Annotated in this window: 17 protein-coding genes; 7 read left to right on the top strand and 10 right to left on the bottom strand. The window is 51.7% G+C overall.

The genetic code is table 11. The annotated features are described in order from the left end of the window. Window positions 1-32 precede the first annotated feature (32 nt). From H9Q75_RS00565 to H9Q75_RS00555, 3 genes are read right to left on the bottom strand one after another with little or no spacing between them, the layout of a single operon-like run. Window positions 33-722 (bottom strand): response regulator transcription factor, encoded by a 690-nt coding sequence (locus tag H9Q75_RS00565; protein WP_186564978.1) that lies wholly within the window; start codon window positions 720-722, stop codon window positions 33-35. Window positions 723-724: 2 nt separating this feature from the next. After that, window positions 725-2,449, bottom strand: coding sequence for an Rqc2 family fibronectin-binding protein (locus tag H9Q75_RS00560; RefSeq protein ID WP_186564227.1), 1,725 nt, complete (start codon window positions 2,447-2,449; stop codon window positions 725-727). Next, window positions 2,450-2,854 carry a Mini-ribonuclease 3 gene (locus tag H9Q75_RS00555; RefSeq protein WP_186564226.1) on the bottom strand — a complete coding sequence of 135 codons (405 nt, stop codon included), beginning with the start codon at window positions 2,852-2,854 and terminating at the stop codon, window positions 2,450-2,452. Between the two features lie 86 nt (window positions 2,855-2,940). Here H9Q75_RS00555 and H9Q75_RS00550 point away from each other — a divergent pair, with 86 nt between their 5' ends. Next, window positions 2,941-3,567 (top strand): superoxide dismutase, encoded by a 627-nt coding sequence (locus H9Q75_RS00550; RefSeq protein WP_186564225.1) that lies wholly within the window; start codon window positions 2,941-2,943, stop codon window positions 3,565-3,567. 65 nt (window positions 3,568-3,632) lie between these two features. Beyond that, window positions 3,633-4,325: an aspartate/glutamate racemase family protein gene (locus tag H9Q75_RS00545; RefSeq protein WP_186564224.1), complete on the top strand. Its 693-nt coding sequence runs from the start codon at window positions 3,633-3,635 to the stop codon at window positions 4,323-4,325. Between the two features lie 163 nt (window positions 4,326-4,488). On the opposite strand, the gene H9Q75_RS00540 is transcribed toward H9Q75_RS00545, so the two are convergent. Together H9Q75_RS00540 and H9Q75_RS00535 are read right to left on the bottom strand one after the other, a co-directional pair. Continuing rightward, window positions 4,489-5,487 carry a GGGtGRT protein gene (locus H9Q75_RS00540; RefSeq protein ID WP_186564223.1) on the bottom strand — a complete coding sequence of 333 codons (999 nt, stop codon included), beginning with the start codon at window positions 5,485-5,487 and terminating at the stop codon, window positions 4,489-4,491. Window positions 5,488-5,506: 19 nt separating this feature from the next. Continuing rightward, the gene (locus H9Q75_RS00535) at window positions 5,507-6,199 is read right to left on the bottom strand and encodes an iron-sulfur cluster assembly scaffold protein (RefSeq protein WP_186564222.1); all 693 of its coding nucleotides are present in this window, start codon (window positions 6,197-6,199) and stop codon (window positions 5,507-5,509) included. 286 nt (window positions 6,200-6,485) lie between these two features. On the opposite strand from H9Q75_RS00535, the gene H9Q75_RS00530 reads away from it, so the two are divergent. Then, on the top strand, window positions 6,486-6,713 hold the full coding sequence (locus H9Q75_RS00530; protein ID WP_186564221.1) for a hypothetical protein: 228 nt from the start codon (window positions 6,486-6,488) through the stop codon (window positions 6,711-6,713). 192 nt (window positions 6,714-6,905) lie between these two features. Here H9Q75_RS00530 and H9Q75_RS00525 read toward each other — a convergent pair whose 3' ends face one another. The 4 genes from H9Q75_RS00525 to H9Q75_RS00510 form a co-directional block, all read right to left on the bottom strand. Next, on the bottom strand, window positions 6,906-8,483 hold the full coding sequence (locus tag H9Q75_RS00525) for a recombinase family protein (protein WP_186564220.1): 1,578 nt from the start codon (window positions 8,481-8,483) through the stop codon (window positions 6,906-6,908). Window positions 8,484-8,510: 27 nt separating this feature from the next. Further along, entirely contained in the window at window positions 8,511-8,654 is a 144-nt protein-coding gene (locus H9Q75_RS00520) for a hypothetical protein (protein WP_186564219.1), read from the bottom strand. A 142-nt stretch (window positions 8,655-8,796) separates the two neighbouring features. Further along, on the bottom strand, window positions 8,797-9,582 hold the full coding sequence (locus tag H9Q75_RS00515; protein WP_186564218.1) for a hypothetical protein: 786 nt from the start codon (window positions 9,580-9,582) through the stop codon (window positions 8,797-8,799). Window positions 9,583-9,709: 127 nt separating this feature from the next. Continuing rightward, entirely contained in the window at window positions 9,710-10,882 is a 1,173-nt protein-coding gene (locus tag H9Q75_RS00510; protein WP_186564217.1) for a tyrosine-type recombinase/integrase, read from the bottom strand. Window positions 10,883-11,053: 171 nt separating this feature from the next. Here H9Q75_RS00510 and H9Q75_RS00505 point away from each other — a divergent pair, with 171 nt between their 5' ends. From H9Q75_RS00505 to H9Q75_RS00495, 3 genes are all read left to right on the top strand, one after another. Continuing rightward, on the top strand, window positions 11,054-11,260 hold the full coding sequence (locus H9Q75_RS00505; protein ID WP_186564216.1) for a hypothetical protein: 207 nt from the start codon (window positions 11,054-11,056) through the stop codon (window positions 11,258-11,260). Between the two features lie 143 nt (window positions 11,261-11,403). Further along, window positions 11,404-13,311 (top strand): ATP-dependent nuclease, encoded by a 1,908-nt coding sequence (locus H9Q75_RS00500; protein ID WP_186564215.1) that lies wholly within the window; start codon window positions 11,404-11,406, stop codon window positions 13,309-13,311. A 3-nt stretch (window positions 13,312-13,314) separates the two neighbouring features. Then, the gene (locus tag H9Q75_RS00495) at window positions 13,315-15,246 is read left to right on the top strand and encodes a UvrD-helicase domain-containing protein (RefSeq protein ID WP_186564214.1); all 1,932 of its coding nucleotides are present in this window, start codon (window positions 13,315-13,317) and stop codon (window positions 15,244-15,246) included. A gap of 87 nt (window positions 15,247-15,333) precedes the next feature. Here H9Q75_RS00495 and H9Q75_RS00490 read toward each other — a convergent pair whose 3' ends face one another. Next, window positions 15,334-15,969: a sigma-70 family RNA polymerase sigma factor gene (locus H9Q75_RS00490; protein ID WP_186564213.1), complete on the bottom strand. Its 636-nt coding sequence runs from the start codon at window positions 15,967-15,969 to the stop codon at window positions 15,334-15,336. A gap of 247 nt (window positions 15,970-16,216) precedes the next feature. Here H9Q75_RS00490 and H9Q75_RS00485 point away from each other — a divergent pair, with 247 nt between their 5' ends. Continuing rightward, window positions 16,217-18,001, top strand: a complete 1,785-nt coding sequence (locus H9Q75_RS00485; RefSeq protein WP_341480871.1) for a Na/Pi cotransporter family protein — start codon at window positions 16,217-16,219, stop codon at window positions 17,999-18,001. Window positions 18,002-18,033: the final 32 nt, after the last annotated feature.

Raw genomic sequence — 18,033 nt, 5'->3', positions numbered from 1 at the left:
GCAAAGGGCCGCCCCCTGCACCTCCCGGGAGCTTACAGCTCGCTCAGCTTGAAGCCGATCCCCCACACGGTCTTGATGTACTCTGCGGGGCTGAGCTTGGCCAGCTTGGCGCGCAGATTGGATATGTGCACGTTGACGGTGTTGTCGTCCCCGAAATATTCCCCGCCCCAGACCTGCTCATATAGCTGCGCGCGGGTAAAGACCTTTTTGGGGTGCTCCATCAACAGCTTTAAAATCTCAAACTCCCGGGCGGTCAGCGCCACCGGCTCGTCCCCGATGGTGACGCTCACCCCCTCCCGGTCCAGCTTCAGGTCCCCGTGGGTAAGCACCGTGTTCCCGTCGGCCGACGAGAACTGCTTGTACCGCCGCAGCTGGGCCTCTACCCGGGCCAGTACCTCGGCGTTGTCAAAGGGCTTGGGAATAAAGTCGTCCGCCCCCAGCCGGAGCACGTTCACCCGGTCCTCCAGCCCCGCCTTGGCGGAGAGGACAAGGATGGGCATGGTGCGCCGCTTGCGGACCCTGGCGATGAACTCCTCCCCCGTCAGGCCGGGCAGCATCAGGTCCAGCAGCACCAGATCATAGTCGTACTGCTCCGCCCAGAGCATGGCCTCGCTGCCCGAGAAGGCCTGTCGGCACTGATAGCCCGCCCCCTCCAGGATCCTGCACAGCAGGCGGTTGATATCCGGGTCGTCCTCCACAATCAAAATATGAGAAGTATCCATCATTATTTCACCCTCAGCCGTTTGGCCAGTTCCCCGTCCGGATCCACATAGGCCGTCTGATAGGTGGTGTAGACCACCATACCGGGCCGGGCGCCGGCGGGCTTTTTTACATATTTCACCGGGGTATAGTCCACCGGCACCTTCTTCCCCTCCCGCCCCTGGGAGAACCAGGCGGCCAGCTGGGCCGCCTCGGTCAAGCTTTGGACGTCCGGGGCCTCTCCCTGGGTCCACAGGATCACATGGGAGCCATGAATCTTCTGGGTGTGGAGCCAGATATCGCTCTTAAAGGCCAGCTTTGTGGTAAGCTGGTCGTTCTGGCTGTTGTTTTTCCCCACTGAGATGCGCAGGCCCGCGCTGGAGCGGAATTCCATAGGCTTGCCCGCCACCCGCTTCTCCCGCGCTCTGGCCTTGGCCGGACGGCGCAGGTAGCCCGTGTCGGAGAGCTCCTGGCGGATCTCCTGCAGGTCCCGCTCCCCCTCGGCCAGGGAGATGTTCTCCAACACGCTGTTCAGGTACTCAAGCTCCCGCCGACCCTTTTCCAGCTGCACGGTGAGCATCTGCTCGGCGGTCTTGGCCTTGTTGTACTCTTTATAGTATTTGGCCGCGTTCTGCTGCGGGGTGAGCAGCGGGTCCAGAGGGATGTCCACCTCTTTCCCCTCTGGGTCGTAGTAGTCCACTGCCCGGACGGATTTCATCCCCTTCTCCATGACGTGGAGGTTGGAGGTGAGGATGTCCCCCAGCTCCCGCCTGCGCTCCCGGTCCCCGGCGTCGGCCAGCTCCTTTTCCTGGTTGGCCAGCTTGCGCCGGGTGCGGTCCCGGGCGCTGGTCACCGATTTCACCAGATCCTGCCCCCGCTGGCGCACCCGCTCCGCCACCTCCCGGCTCTCGTAGAAGCCGTCCAGCATTTGAGAGAAGGACTCCATCCGGCGGCACTCGGTCTCCGGGCCGTACTGGAGGATGGGCAAGAAGGAAAAGTCCACGCTCTTTTCTTCCCGCACCAGAAGATAAGGTGTAAGCCTGTTTTCCTTCACAGTATTGGCCAATTCCTCCAGAGCCCGCGCCAGGGGCACGCCCCCGCCCCCCGCCTGAAAGACCAGCTCCCGCGCCACCAGGGGCGAGAGGCCTGTAATCCGCTCCAACAGGAGCTTTTCCGGCTCTTTGCCCAGGGGATTCTCCAGGGCAGCGCGCAGCTCCTCCGGGGATGCCGTAAGGGGATTTAACTTGTCGGGCGCGGGCGGCTGGCGGTAGAAGAGCCCGGGCAGCACCTGCCGCTGGCGGGACAGATCTCCGTCCACCCGGCGCAGGCAGTCGGTAATGCGTCCCTCCCCGTCCAGCAGGATCAGGTTGGCGCTTCGGCCCATGGCCTCCAGCACCAGGCGGCGCTCCGCCCGGTCCCCCAACTCGTCCAAGGCCTCCAGGTGGAAGTCCAGCAGCCGCTCCGCCGGGGGCTGCTCCACGGCCAGGATGCGGGCCCCGGTCAGGTGCTTGCGCAGCAGACGGCAGAACATGGGGGGCTCCGCCGGATTCTCCCGGCTGAGCTGGGTCAGATGCGCCCGGGGATGGCCCGGGTTGGCGGAGAGCAGCAGGCGCACATTTCCCTCCAGCCCCCGGATGAGCAGCACCACCTCATCCCGGGTGGGCTGATAAATTTTGTCGATTCTCCCCCCCTGGACGGCCCGGCGGATCTCCTGGGCCGCCCCGGCGAGGCAAAATGCGTCCAGCGGCATTTACGCTTCCTCCATCATCTGTGCAAACAGCTCGTTGAGCCGGTCGGTCTGCCCATGCAGCCACAGCCAGCCGAACAGAGCCTCCAGCCCGGTGGCGGTCTGGTAGTCCGCCCTGCTGGCGTTCTGAGGCACGCTGTGGGGGCTGGTGTTACGGCCCCGGCGAAATACGTCGGCCTCCGCTTCGGTGAGCAGAGGGAGCACCCGCTCCATCATCGCCGCCTGGGCCGGGGCGGCCACATAGCGCACCGTTGCCTTATGCAGCCCCTTAGAGGTAGCCTTGCCCCGCAGACACAGCCAGGAGCGCACCATCAGCTCAAAGACGCCGTCCCCCAGATGGGCCAGGCCCAGGTTGCTGATACCCCGGATGACGTCCTCCGGCGCGTTCAGATGAAAATAATCGTTCATTTTGGTATGTTCCCTCATTCGGTTCAAATAATATAGAGAGTATATCGCAAAACAACAAGAAAAACAACCGGGAAAGGATGACCGCTATGGATCAGCACTACCCCTACTCTCTGCCCCCGCTTCCCTATGCTTACGACGCCCTGATTCCCACCATTGGGGAACGCACCCTGCATTTTCACCACGACAAGCACTTTCAGACCTATGTGGACAATCTGAACACCGCCCTGTCCGACTGTCCGGAGCTCCAGAGCAAATCCCTGGAAGATCTGCTGGCCCATCTGGATGATCTCCCGGCCCAGAAGCGCACCCCCATCCGCAACAATGGCGGCGGCGTGTATAACCACTGGCTCTATTTCTGCGGCATGAAGCCGGGCGGCTCTCCCCTGCAGGGCGGAACGCTGGCCGCCGCCCTGGACAAGGCCTTCGGCTCCTTTGACCACTGGCGGGAGCAGATGCGTGCCGCCGCCCTGGGTCAGTTCGGCTCAGGCTACGCCTGGCTGGTAAGCGAGGGCTCAGGCGCGGTGTCCGTGCTCAAGACCGCCAACCAGGACAGCCCCCTGTCCATGGGACTCTACCCCCTTCTGTGCGTGGACATCTGGGAGCACGCCTACTATCTAGACTATCAAAACCGCAGGGCCGACTACGTGGACGGCTGGTTCGGCCTTATCGACTGGTCCTTTGTGCACAAGCGCTATGAGGCCGGCCGGCGATAGGTTTCTTTTCTTTTGGCCCTCCCTGTGGTACAATGGCAGCAACCCACCCTTGCAGGAGGCGTGCCATGAAAACCATCGGACTCATCGGCGGAATGAGCTGGGAGAGCACACTCACCTATTACCAGCTGATCAACGAGCATGTGAAAGCCGCGCTTGGAGGCCTGCACTCTGCGAAAATTCTGCTTTACAGCGTGGATTTCGCGGAAATCGAGGCCTGCCAGGCATCCGGCGACTGGGATCGCAGCGCCGTGCTGCTCACCGCAGCCGCCCAGAGCCTGGAGCGCGCGGGGGCGGACTTTCTGCTGATCTGCACCAACACCATGCACAAGGTGGCCGGTCAGATCCAGGCACGCGTCGGCATCCCCCTGCTCCACATCGCCCAGGCCACCGCCAGGGCCCTCATAGAGCAGGGCATACGGCGAGCCGCTTTGCTGGGTACCAAATATACCATGACTCAGGATTTCTATCAGCAGGCACTGCGTCAGGCGGGCCTTGAGGTGTTGACGCCCCGGGGCGGCGACGTGGAGCTGGTCAACCGGGTCATCTATGACGAGCTCTGCCTGGGCGTCTGCCGGGAGGAGTCCCGCCGGGCCTACCAGGACGTCATCTGCGGCCTTGCGGCGGAGGGGGCACAGGCGGTGATCCTGGGCTGCACGGAGATCGGCCTGCTCATTCGCCCGGAGGATTCCCCTCTGCCCGTGTTCGACACTGCCCGGATTCACGCCGCCGAGGCCGCCAGGCTGGCCCTGGAGGGGTGAGCCCGGTCTTCAGGAATTCCCCCGGAGCACTTGCTCCGGGGGAATTCTTCCGTGCTCGTTCCATTGTGCCATTTCGTGAGCCCATTTGCTTTGATCCGTCTGACGGCGCGGAAAAACGCCCGGAGCATCCGCTCCGGGCGTTTCAGTCTGATCGCTTCGCTTCTTACTTCTGGCTCTCGGCAACGGCCACCGCAACAGCGACGGTGGCGCCGACCATGGGGTTATTGCCCATGCCCAGGAAGCCCATCATTTCCACGTGGGCGGGCACGGAGGAGGAGCCGGCAAACTGGGCGTCGGAGTGCATACGGCCCATGGTGTCGGTCATGCCGTAACTGGCGGGGCCCGCAGCCATGTTGTCCGGGTGCAGGGTACGGCCGGTGCCGCCGCCGGAGGCCACGGAGAAGTAGCGCTTGCCCTGCTCGATGCACTCCTTCTTATAGGTGCCCGCCACCGGATGCTGGAAGCGAGTGGGATTGGTGGAATTGCCGGTGATGGACACATCCACCCCCTCGTGGTGCATGATGGCCACGCCCTCGCGCACGTCGTCGGCGCCGAAGCAGCGCACGTTGGCCCGCTCGCCCTCGGAGTAGCGGATTTCACGGACGATTTTCAGCTCACCGGTGTAGTAGTCAAACTGGGTCTGCACATAGGTGAAGCCGTTGATGCGGCTGATGATCTGGGCGGCGTCCTTGCCCAGGCCGTTGAGGATGACCCGCAGGGGCTCCTTGCGGGCCTTGTTGGCGTTGCGGACGATGCCGATGGCGCCCTCCGCGGCGGCGAATGACTCGTGGCCGGCCAAAAAGGCAAAGCACTTGGTCTCGTCCCGCAGGAGCATGGCGCCCAGGTTGCCGTGGCCCAGACCCACCTTGCGGTCCTCAGCCACGGAACCGGGAATACAGAAGGCCTGCAGCCCCTCGCCGATGGATTCGGCGGCCTCGGCGGCCGTCTTGACCCCCTTCTTCAGAGCAATGGCCGCACCCACGCAGTAGGCCCAGCAGGCGTTTTCAAAACAGATGGGCTGAATGCCCTTGACGATCTCATAGGGGTCAAAGCCCGCGGCCTTGCAGATGTCGCGGCACTCCTCCACGCTTTTGATTCCGTACTGAGACAGGACGGAATTGATCTTGTCGATTCTTCTCTCGTAGCTTTCAAACAGAGCCATTTGTCAATTCCTCCTTTTCTCACTCGTGACGGGGATCAATGTACTTGACGGCAGCGTCGAACTGGCCGTAGTGGCCCTTGGCCTTTTCCAGAGCCTCGTTGGCGTCCATACCCTTCTTAATGGCGTCCATCATCTTGCCCAGGTTGACGAACTCATAGCCGATGATCTCGTCGTCCTTGTTCAGGGCGATGCGGGTGCAGTAGCCCTCGGCCATCTCCAGGTAGCGGGGACCCTTGGCCTTGGTGGCGAACATGGTACCCACCTGGCTGCGCAGGCCCTTGCCCAGGTCCTCTAGGGAGGCGCCGATGGGCAGGCCGCCCTCGGAGAAAGCGGTCTGGGTACGGCCGTAGACGATCTGCAGGAACAGCTCCCGCATGGCGGTGTTGATGGCATCGCACACCAGGTCGGTGTTCAAAGCCTCCAGCAGAGTCTTTCCAATGAGGATCTCAGAAGCCATAGCGGCGGAGTGGGTCATGCCGGAGCAGCCCAGGGTCTCCACCAGAGCCTCCTCGATGATGCCGTCCTTCACATTGAGGGTCAGTTTGCAGGCGCCCTGCTGGGGGGCGCACCAGCCCACACCGTGAGTCAGGCCGCTGATATCGCTGATCTGCTTGGCCTGGACCCACTTGCCCTCCTCAGGTATGGGGGCCGGGCCGTGATACGCGCCCTTGGCCAGGGGACACATGTGCTGCACTTCTGCGGAATAAATCATACCTTTTGCCTCCTTCTCGAAACAAAAAGCTGATGCCCCTGTCAAGCGGTCACAGAGATCATCAGCTTATTTCGTGTTTTCCACTAAACGAGTGAAACCGCCCGTTTCCGCATTATTATATGATACCCTTTTTATAATGTCAAACAAATCTTTTGTCCGCCTAAAAAATGCCCTGTTGCCCCGGTCAAAGACCCCGCCCACGTTGTATCTCCGGGTGCCCGGACAGCATATCTTATAGTTGTAGAGTGCATCAGGCTCTCTGCAATCTGTTTTGGGAGTGCGTTTTATGTGTTGTTGGAACGGTTGCACCAACCGTTGCTGCTGCCGCTGTGATTCCGGCAGTTTTCAGAGCAATGTCCTCTCTGCGCTTTCTGATCTGTCGGCACGCTCGGAGCGTGCCGCCTCTTCCAGCAATCTCTTTCCCGTCTATCTCTCCTATCCGGCCTACCTGACCGAGGTTGGACAAGATACGGACACCGACAGCGGCTGCAACTGCGGCTGCAATCGCTTCTAAATCTATCCCGCCGCCCCAAAGGGGGCGGCTACTTACACGCACTCTGTAAAATGGCAACCCCGCGGGCCGGTCCTTAAGGACCGGCCCGCGGGGTCTTACTGTTCACCCTGTCCCATCGCCTCCTCCAGCTTTTTTAACGCCTTTTTTTCAATGCGCGATACATTCCGCCCCGCCTATTGTAAACGATTGGCCCTAAGAAATTGCTTCCAACTCTCGGAAGCGGAATTTGATGATGATTTGTTTGTCCTCGGTCAGTTCCACTCGCTCGATGAGGCTGACCAAGAGTTCCCGGCTGGTGTAGGCGGAGTCCAGAAACTGTTGAACCAGTTTTCTGGCTCGGTCTTCGGTGCTGACCGGGCTTTCCTTTTGTGCTTCTAACTCTTTCAGCTTTTCTTCCAGAGAACTGCGTTCCATTTTGACCCGCTGATAGATGCGCTCGAAGTCAGCTTCAGCCAGCAGGCTGCTCAGCCGATCCATATACATCTTATCCAGGTTGGCAGTTAGACTATCGATCTTACTTTGAATGGTTTGGATCTCTGCTTCATGGTTTTCTGCTTTTCTGGCTTTCTCCACTGCATCGGCAGCGATAGGTTGCAGCTTCTTTGGATCAAGATAAGCTGCGCAGACCTCTTTCACTTTTGATAGAACTACTTCGGTAACCACCTGCTCTTTAATTGAGTGGCAGGTACAGATGCCAGCTTTCGTGAAGCGCTGATAGGTTCGGCACACGAAGAACAGTCGATCTTCACCAGATACCGGCGGACGATTCAGCACCGCCATCGGATAGCCGCACTCGTGGCAGAAAATCAAGCCTTTTAATAGGAAGTCGTGGGTTCTGCTGCGGGTGTGTTTTCGGCTGTTGACCAGCATCCTCACCTTCTGAAAAGTCTCTTTGTCAATCAACGGCTCGTGGGTATTCTCAACCACAACCCAGTTTTCACGATCCTGCTTCAGACATTTCTTGGACTTGTAACTGATTTTCACCGTTCGTCCCTGAACCATATTGCCCAGGTAGGTTTCATTCTGCAACATCTCAGAGATACGTTCACTTGACCAGAGTCCAGCATAGGGACCTTTGCGCCCCATATTCCAGCCACAGTAGGTAGCCGGTGTAGGAACGCCTTCTTCATTAAGAGTTGCTGCAATCTTTCGGCAGCTCATGCCATCCAGTGCCATAGCAAAGATCCTTCGCACGATAGGCGCCACTTCCTCATCGATGACGATTTTGTTCTTCTCTGTCGGGTGCATCTTATAGCCATACATAGGCTTGCCGCCAATGAACTGACCTTTTCGCTGCTTATCCCGTTTGACAGATTTGATCTTCTTGGAAATATCCTTGGCGTACATGTCATTCATGATAGCACGGAACGGGGTAATGTCGTTGGCAGTTGACTCTACGCCGGTGTCGATGCCGTCCAGTAAGGAAATGTAACGCACTCTCTTTTCAGGGAAGTACCGCTCCATATAGTGGCCGGTCATGATATAATCACGACCCAGACGGGACAGGTCTTTGGTAATGACCATGTTGACCTTCTTGGCTTCGATGTCTCCAATCATGCGTTGAAAGTCCGGACGGTCAAAACTGGTACCGCTCCAGCCATCATCGATGTAGGTATCATAGACGGATAAACGGTGCTGCTGAACGAACTCGTTGAGCAGAGATTTCTGATTTGTTACGCTTTGGGATGGCCCTTCAGTTTCATCCTCCTTCGATAATCGGATGTACAATGCGACATGGTAATCCATTGGGTTGCTTATTTCTAAGTACATAGGTTCCTCCTTGAAATAAGCAGCCACTCATCGCAAACATTGTACAACAGGCTTCTCAGGTGTCGCAAGGATGCGGATAAGATAAAGCTGAAAAGACTCCTCCAGCAGCTCTGCGAGGCTCTTTTCAGCTTCGGTATATGTGCAATGCACTACAGGCAAAGTTTGTTTCATACGTTCTACCTCCTTTGTTCATCGTATGTAAAGGAGCAGATTTTTTTGCCTGTCCATGTTGAGAAATGAAAGCCATTCCTAAAATGTGTGCAGATGCACAGTTTTAGGGAATGAAAAAGTGACCTGCTGCATAACAGATCACTTAAAGGTTTTGAATTTTCAGTTGACAATACTCTCGGAACAGCTGCTTGTGATTTTGCGGAACCATCTTAAACGGGTCTACACTTAGCAATTCAGGTTCAATCAGCAAACTCATTGCAAAGCAGTGAGCAAAAAACTCAGGAATGTCGCACTCGACTTTATCAACTTCAATAAGCTTCATTATCAGAGCGAAATCCTCAGGAGGCACTTCCGGATCACCGGTCAGAGCGATGTTCACGCAATGGCCCAGTTCATGGAGAAGCATACTCTGTGGAGTCGCTTCATGGTCTTTGTGTGGAATCAGCATGTAGATATCCGCCGCCACACTACCGTCAGTCATATTCATGCAACGGCAGAAGGAATCTTCTGTGCGGTGTTTTGCATGGAATAGGAAAATGAACAAATGCTGTTTACATAGAACTCGTTTAGAAAAATCATAAACACGCTCTGCAACCTTCATGGTTTCCGCAGCCGCTTCTACTGTCAGAAACTTATCATCACAATCGTCGTAATTCTCAGTAATATCATTAGCCAGAGCACTCAGCTGTGCAACATTCTCTTCCACTCTTCTGCTGAACGACCAGTTGCGATAGAGGTACATCATGCAGGCCGCATTACCTTCCACAATGCTCCATCCAGGATGACGATCCATGAACGCCTCCATGATCAGCTGATCACATCTGGCACACAGTTCCTGATGCAGCTGTTCATAATCACGCTGAGAATAGGTTTCGACTGCCCGTTTCATGTATGCAGCCAGTTCACTTAATTTCATAATTGTGTTCATTAATTCATCCTCCTTTCAGGATATATTTTGCTAATCAGACCGGAATCGAACGACACTCCATCTTCTTAGGAGGGGGATGCTCCATCCTACTGCAAAAAGCCGCCTGATTTGCGTCAGACGGCTCATTTTAGATACCCTTATAGAATTCTTTCTCAAAGTCTTGGGCGCACTGCCTACGGCAGGTATCGATAATGTGACCATACCGCTCTGTAATCATCTCAGCCTGCGCATGACCTGAATCACCCTGTACTGCTTTGATGTTACCACCAGTCAGCACCAACTTGTAACTGATGCTGCTATGCCGCAAACTATGAAAGGACACTACCGGAAGTCCAAGTTGCAGCAATTGCTTTTCCAGCAAACGGGGCAAGGTTTCCTCCGAGAGGGGCCTGCCATTGGAATATCGCAGAATCAGATCCGGCTGGTTTCTCTTGACTGGTTTCAGTGTACCCTTCCACTCCTGCAATGCATCCAGCACATAATCAGGAAGATATACGGTTCGGATACTAGATTTGGTTTTAGGGCGCTTCAACACCGTGACCGTCCGCCCTTCATCAAAAACTGAGGGAAATTGGTAGAGAATATCCTTTCCGTTCAGCACATCCACCGCATCCCTGCGGACACGTTTTAATGTCTTGCTGATAGAAACAGTCCCTTTCTGGAAGTCCACATCATCCCAGGTCAGCGCCAAGATCTCACCTTTTCGTAGGGAACCGGCAAAAGCCAGATGTATTGCAATAGAAAGCATATGGTTGTCGCAGTTCTGGATCAATATCTTAATTTCATCAGTAGTCAGCATCGGGATTTCAGTCGGGAAAGCTTTCGGAACATTTGCTTTCCGGAATGGGTTCCTTGGAACATACTCCCACAATACTGCCTGTTCAAATGCACTGTGCAGCAACTTATGAATGTTCGTCAACACAGAGGGCGTGATTTTAGGATCAGACTGCAATTTCCCATACAACGCTGCAATTACCTTGGGGCTGAACTCTGACAGCCGCATACTTCCCATAAACGGAACAACATAGTTCCGAATGAGCCCTTCGTTGCTGGTGTATGTGGAACAGGCCCAGTGGATGCGGCCGTACAGTTCCACATATTCCTCCAGAAACTGCGCCAGAGTTCCTTCCCGGTACTGCGCCCGCTCTTTCTCATGTTGCTGAATTAAGTCCAATTGTTCCTTTCGCCTGAGGGCAGCTTCATAGGAATGATAGGTCTCCCATTTTTGTTTCTTCTTATCTCCATCGTATATGGTGTACACCACGCTGAAGCTTTTGTTCCGTTGAACGATTGATGCCATGCTTGTTACCTCCTTCTCGTCTTGGCGGCTTAAGCATAGCATCCCCAGTTTTGATATTATTTTTGACGGCAGGTGTCCAAAATGCGGCATTTGAATCGTTATTATAGTTAAACCGGAGCAGAGATCCGGATGTACGAAAACTAAATCATGTGTACATAAAGGAGGCTTGTTATGATTCCCAACGATGTTTTTACCGAAGAATTACTACAGCAGGCAGCATTTGAACTGGCTACGGCACTCAACGACAGCTTGCCACCTCCCGACGAATGTCAGCATAAGTTTTCTGATGCTTTTGAAGAAAAGATGCAGTCTCTAATCAGAGGTATAGGCACTATATGCTACACAGTAACAATTCAGGATCCTGTGATCCATCAATAAGTTAAACGGCGGTTTGGGTTTATTCCAAATCGCCGTTCCATCATTCCAAACAATAGGTTTGTTGATTGCTATTGTTCCCCAAAAGTTGTATACTTTAGTTGGGAAAATTGTTTGCAACAACAGCACCTATGAGGAGGAAATGTATGTATCTATCTTCCATTCAAATTAAAAATTTCCGATGTTTCGATGACCAAACTCATATTGTCGATTTCAATCCTGGTCTTACTGTTTTAGTAGGTGAAAATGATTCAGGTAAGTCTGCGATACTTGATGCTATCAGAATTGTATTGGGCACTACCGATTTAGGGTGGTACCGTATAGAAAGTACAGATTTTCATAATGAGGATACAACAAAAGAAATTTCCATCGTTTGTAAATTCTCGAATCTTACTCCTGATGAGCAAGCGGCTTTTCTTGAATGCTTATCATATGAAACCCAAGCTGAACAGATGGTTCCGTCCCTGTATCTTTACTGGAATTGCAAATACATTACCACGTTCAAACCTCCACGTTCAATATCGAATTTAACGTCTGGTAAACAAGGAACTGGACCTGCACCGTCTGCCGAAGCACGAGAACTTATTCGTGTTACATATTTACGTGCCTTACGTGATGCCTATAGTGATATGCAGTCTGGACGACATTCCAGATTATCGCAAATCATTCAACATATTCCTACTTTGACCGACGGAAAAGATGAATATCAGCCAGACATGGATTTGAAGGAACTCTCCTTGCTTGGTATTACAAATCTCTCTAATAATCTGTTAGTCAATCATCCAGTATTAAAAACAGTTAATAGCAGCATGGAAGAAATACTGAGTACACAATTGCTGTTAAAACAAGACGAAATAAAAACACGATTCGAAGTTGCAGACTCTCGAAGTAAAGAATTACAAAAAATAAATGCATTGCTTGAAAAGTTGGACTTATCAGTTGATAAAAATGCAAGTTCAATGCAGGGTAAAGTTGGTTTGGGAACCAGCAACATATTAAGTATGGCCTGCGAACTTCTTCTCCATAAAGAAGCAGAAAAAGCAAATCGCTCCTCTTTTCTATTAATCGAAGAACCCGAAGCACATATTCACGCACAGAGACAACTCAAAATGGTTCAATCATTAGAGGAAGCAACTGCAAATCAACAGATTATTATTACAACGCATTCTCCATTACTGGCTTCTGTTGTAAAACTGGCGAATATAATTATCATTAAGGATGGTAAGACTTTTTCTTTAGCAGAAGGAAACACAAAATTAGAAGCGGATGACTACTGGTTCCTTGAAAAGTATTTAGATGCTACAAAAGCAAATCTATTCTTTGCACGAAGTGTTATTGTTGTTGAAGGCCCCGGTGAAGCATTGCTGCTCCCCGCACTTGCAAGTCTACTTGGACACAGTTTTACGGACTATGGAGTTTCTCTTGTAGACGTTAGAGGTGTTGGTTTGCGCCGCTATGCAAAGATATTCCAAAGAACCGATGAATCTAATCTCCTTAATGTTCGAGTTGCATGTGTCACAGATAGAGATGTCATGCCTGATTGTGCTCCGGCTATTTGTATTAATAAGAACTATACAACCGACAGCTCCTCTTGGCCTGATAAGTCGGACCGTCAATGGCGAGCAGAAAGCGACTTTACCCCTGAAGAAGCTGAGAATCACATTGCGGAAATAAAGAAACGTGCCGATGGCCAATTGGTAAAAACCTTTGTATCTAATCATTGGACTCTCGAGTATGATCTTGCACATGTTGGCTTAGAACATCCCGATATGAAGGATATTCTAATTGATGCATTGATTAGTGTTTCTTATAAAAAGGAAAACTGGGTAACAAAAAAAGCGGATCTGATCCAATCATTAGATGCGGCATCAACAAAAGAGGAAAAAGCTGCATATTTCTATAGTTATTTTACATCTAAGAAGGCATCAAAAGCTGATTTTGCACAAATGCTTGCCTCGAAAATTAGCCAAAAATTTAAGGACAAGCCGGAGGCTTTAAAAGAAGCAATTCCCTCATATTTAAACGAAGCAATTAAGTATGTCATTGGGGGATAAAGTATGAGTATAGACAGACTTAAAGATATACATATTACTGATGATGACGTAGCATTGGTCGCATCTTTAATGGGCAATAACATTGAGTTTGATGATTCTCGAAAAACTGTAATCAAGAACTTAGAGTCGATTGATGTACAAGCATTTCCCGGCAGTGGTAAAACAACGACATTAGTAGCTAAACTGGCTATTCTCGCAAAAAAGTGGCCATTTCCAAATGCAGGAATTTGTGTTTTATCCCACACTAATGTTGCCAGAGAAGAAATTGAGGATAAATTAGGAAATACAGTCGAAGGTAAAAAATTACTTTCCTATCCTCATTTTGTGGGCACTTTACACTCTTTCTTCGATACTTTTATTGGACTTCCGTGGCTGCGGTCAGAGGGAATATCAATAAAAATGATTGATACGGATTATGTTAAATCATTGCGTTGGAAAATGTTATCTCCCAAAACCCAAAAATATTTCGAAAGGAATTATAAAGATAAAAAGCTATGCGGATACCATAAAACTTGGGGAGATATTGATTGGAGCAAACAAGGTAAAACCCGAGAAGAACTCTTAAATGTAATATCCGTTTCTCAAAAGAAGGGCTTTTTTACATTTGACGAAATGTTGTTTCTCGCCCAAAAGGTATTAAACGAACACCCAACGATCGCCGAAGGTATACAAGAACGCTTTCCTCTTCTTTTCATCGATGAAGCCCAAGATACAAATTCTCTTTTATGGGATCTGCTTCACAAGGCATTTCCTGGTGATGGTGTAAAAACAGTTCGTCAAGGTTTCGGAGATAGCAACCAAGCAATATACAACTATGTCAACGAAGATGTTCAGCATTCAGAGTTCCCGAGAAGCAATCCTCTGGTGTTAAGTGAAAGCCGAAGATTTGACAATAGAATTGCTGCTCTTGCAAACGGCGTTGCTATCTCGCAAGAACAAATGCATGGAACAAATAATAGTTTTTCTGATAGAAACATTCAACACACTATATTTTTGTTTCCAAAAGACAAAGCCTCTTGCGTAATTGATGAATTTGGCAAGCTAATTCTAAACACCTTTTCTGATGAAGAGCTAATAGCTAACGCTAAACTTGGGTGTCATGTAGTTGGCATGGTTCATAAAAAGTCCGACGATACTCCAGAAAAACATTTTCCCAAAGGGATATATGATTATTGGTCAAACTACAACCCGACAAAAACATCAAAAAATCAATTTCAGAGATACTTTGTTGATTATTTCAGAATTGGACTATCTGAATTTTCCTATTCTGGAGATATGTCATGCTTAGTTAACTGGATCGCTAAAGGCATGTGCCGAGTAATAAATCGAGCAGCAGGAAGCAATCTTGTCATGCCTACGAATAACACATTTATTGCTCTCGAAAAAACACTCCCTGATGAGAAGCGATCAGTTTATAGACAATTAATGTTAGATCTTGCACTTACGAGATTTCAAACAAAAGAAGAATGGAATTCGGTCATTAATAAGGTCGACGATTTACTTAAGCTATTTGATTTATCCTTAACTTCTCGAGACAGGTCACTTTTGAATTGGGTAGATGAAGTATCGCTCGAATGTGATGACAGCAAACCACATCCAAAGGTTAACAACTATATTTACCAAGATTCTGATACTGGGCGTAGTATATATCTGGAATTCGGAAGTATACATTCTGTTAAAGGTCGTACACATTTAGCAACCTTGGTTTTAGAAACATTTTCAAGTGCCCATAATATCAAGTCTATACTGAACTATCTTTGCGGAAAGCCTCCGAAGAAAACAACAAAAACAAACTTGGGACGGCTTAAGTGTCAATATGTGGCTATGTCGAGGGCAACAGCCTTACTATGTTTGGCCATTCCAAACGAATTCGTGGATGCTGATACTCAAAAATTATTGGCTGATAATGGTTGGACAATAAACGTACTTAACTGATGAGTGGCCGCTTAACTAAATAATCTAAACACTGATGCCCGGGGAGCCTATCTGGCCCTCCGGGCATCGTTTACATTAGTGGCGGCGCTATACATAGGAGCGGGAGATTCCACAGCGCGCGGCAATCTCCCGCTGAGTCAAGGGCGGGCGGTCATTGAGGCCGTATCGGAGCGTGATGATCATATTCTCCCGCTCATCCAGACAGGATGCCACACATCTTCTCACTCTAGCGCAGGCATCCCGGGCATCCAGCTCCTCCAGCATATTGTCATCTACGCGGATCACATCCATCAGGGAGAGAGAGTTGTTCTCCCCCTCTCCGTCGATCGAATCAGACAGCGAAACCTCGCCCTGCAGCTTTTTCTGCGCACGGAAGTACATCAATATCTCATTTTCAATACATCGCGACGCATAAGTTGCCAGGCGGACATTTTTATCCGCTTTAAAGGTGGAAATTCCTTTAATAAGCCCTATGGTTCCAATGGAGATTAAATCATCCTGGTCTCCATTGGCAGTATAATATTTCTTTATGATATGCGCCACCAAACGCAAATTGTGTTCAATCAGCTTATTGCGTGCCTCCATGTCCCCTTGAGCAAAGCGTTCCAGGCACTCCCGCTCCTCCTCCGCCTTCAGCGGCCGCGGGAAGGTACCTGTGCCTCCAGAGAGGCGCAGGGTAAAAAACAAGCCATTTACCATGAGCAGGATCCATGCGCTGAGCATAGGCTACACCTCCTTCCAAAAGCCTATTCCCGCGCTGCCTGTCTCTATGCAGAACAGGTCTGCCGCAAACCTTGACGAATTTACCCGAAATCCCCTGAGGAAATTTAGAGGAAACATAAAACTTAAAAAATTCGGCTGTGAAGCATTTACGAATCTGCCCGAAATCGCTATAATTTATCATGGTTAGATATGCAACAAGTCAACCGCACGGCGTATTTGACAATGACGTCAGATTTGGAGGCAGCCTGTGAGTATAACAGATGTAGTCACCATGCTTGGGGCAATCGCAACCTTTCTATTTGGCATGTCCACCATGACCGATGGTCTGGAGAAACTCTCCAGCGGCCGGCTGGAAAACATTCTGGAGCGTTTAACCAGCAATGTTTTTAAGGGCGTACTATTGGGCGCCGTAGTCACTGGTCTGATTCAAAGTTCCGCCGCTACTACGGTCATGTGTGTGGGCTTTGTCAACGCTGGTATCATGAAGCTCAGCCAGACCGTTGGCATCATCATGGGCGCCAACATCGGTACCACCGTTACCGCTCAGCTGCTGGCCCTGGGTGACATTTCCTCCAACAATCCGGTGATGATGTTTTTAAAGCCCGCCTATCTGGGGCCCATTCTGGCCGCAATCGGCATTCTTTTCTACATGTTTATCAAGGGCGGCCATAAGCGTACGGTTGGGCAGATCATATTGGGTCTAGGGCTTCTGTTTATCGGCATGAAGACGATGGAGACCGCTGTGTCTCCGCTCCAGGACCTGCCGGAGTTTCAGGCTCTGTTCGCCACTTTCTCCAATCCCTTTTTGGGCGTGCTGGTAGGCGCCCTGGTCACCGCGCTGATTCAGAGCTCCTCTGCTTCCGTCGGTATCCTTCAGGCGGTCAGTTCCACCGGCATTGTCTCCTTTAAGATTGCAATCCCTCTGATTATGGGACAGAATATCGGCACCTGCGTGACCGCGCTGCTCTCCTCCATCGGCGCCAGTAAAAACGCCAAACGGACCGCCGCGCTCCACCTCTCCTTTAATATCATCGGCACCGCTGTTTTTCTGACTTTGCTCTACGGCGGAAACGCTCTGTTCCATTTCCCCTTCTGGGAGTCTGTGATGGACCGCAGTTCCATTGCAAATCTGCATCTGGCTTTCAATCTGGCCTGTACGGCCCTGCTGCTTCCCTTCCATAAGCAGCTGGTGAAGTTGGTGGAGCACTTGGTCCCCGGCGACACGGAGGATCTGGATCTCTCCGTGCTGGACGAGCGCTTTCTCTCCTCTCCCTCTCTGGCTTTGGAGAAGGCCCATGACGCAGTGGTGCAGATGGGCGAATTTGCCCGGGACAACTTCCTCCTTTCCGTAGAGCTGGTCGACCGTTTTGACGTCAAAAAGCTGGAGCGTCTCAACGAAACCGAGACCGCGTTGGACAAGCTTGAGGGCATGCTGGACAGCTATCTGGTCAAGCTTACCGACCGTGCCCTTTCCCCAGCCGAGAGCGGCAAGGTATCGGAATTGCTGCACACTCTATCCGACTTCGAGCGGATTGGAGATTACGCAGTAAACCTCTCAGAGAGTGCGGTCATCCTGAAAGACCGGGGGCTTACCTTTTCCAGCCAGGCCCGGGAAGAGCTGGCCGCGCTTACCAGGGCGGTGGCGGAGACCATTGACAAAACACTCTCCTGCTATGAGTCCCGCACCCGCTCCGTCGCCGTACAGGTAGAGCCTCTGGAAGAGGTAGTCGACCTTTTGTGTGAGAGCCTGCGCGACCGCCACATTGAGCGTCTGAAAAACGGAGAGTGCACCATTGAACTGGGCACACAGTTTTTGGAGTTGCTGTTTAATCTGGAGCGCATCTCCGACCACTGCTCCAATGTGGCGCTGCGCATTGTCCGCCAGACTGCTTCGAAGGACGACATCGTTCGGATTGATGCCCACGCCTACACCCGTGAGCTGCACCACGGCGCCAACCCGGAATTTGACCAGCTGTTCCAGCAGTACTGCAGCAAATACTACACCCCGATTGAAGGCAAAAAAGAGGCTTAAGCGTCAAAAATCCCCTCCGGCCATGGCCGGAG

The organism is Lawsonibacter celer (assembly GCF_014281125.1).
GTDB classification, from domain to species: Bacteria; Bacillota; Clostridia; order Oscillospirales; family Oscillospiraceae; genus Lawsonibacter_B; species Lawsonibacter_B celer.
This window is presented reverse-complemented; position numbering and strand designations above follow the sequence as displayed.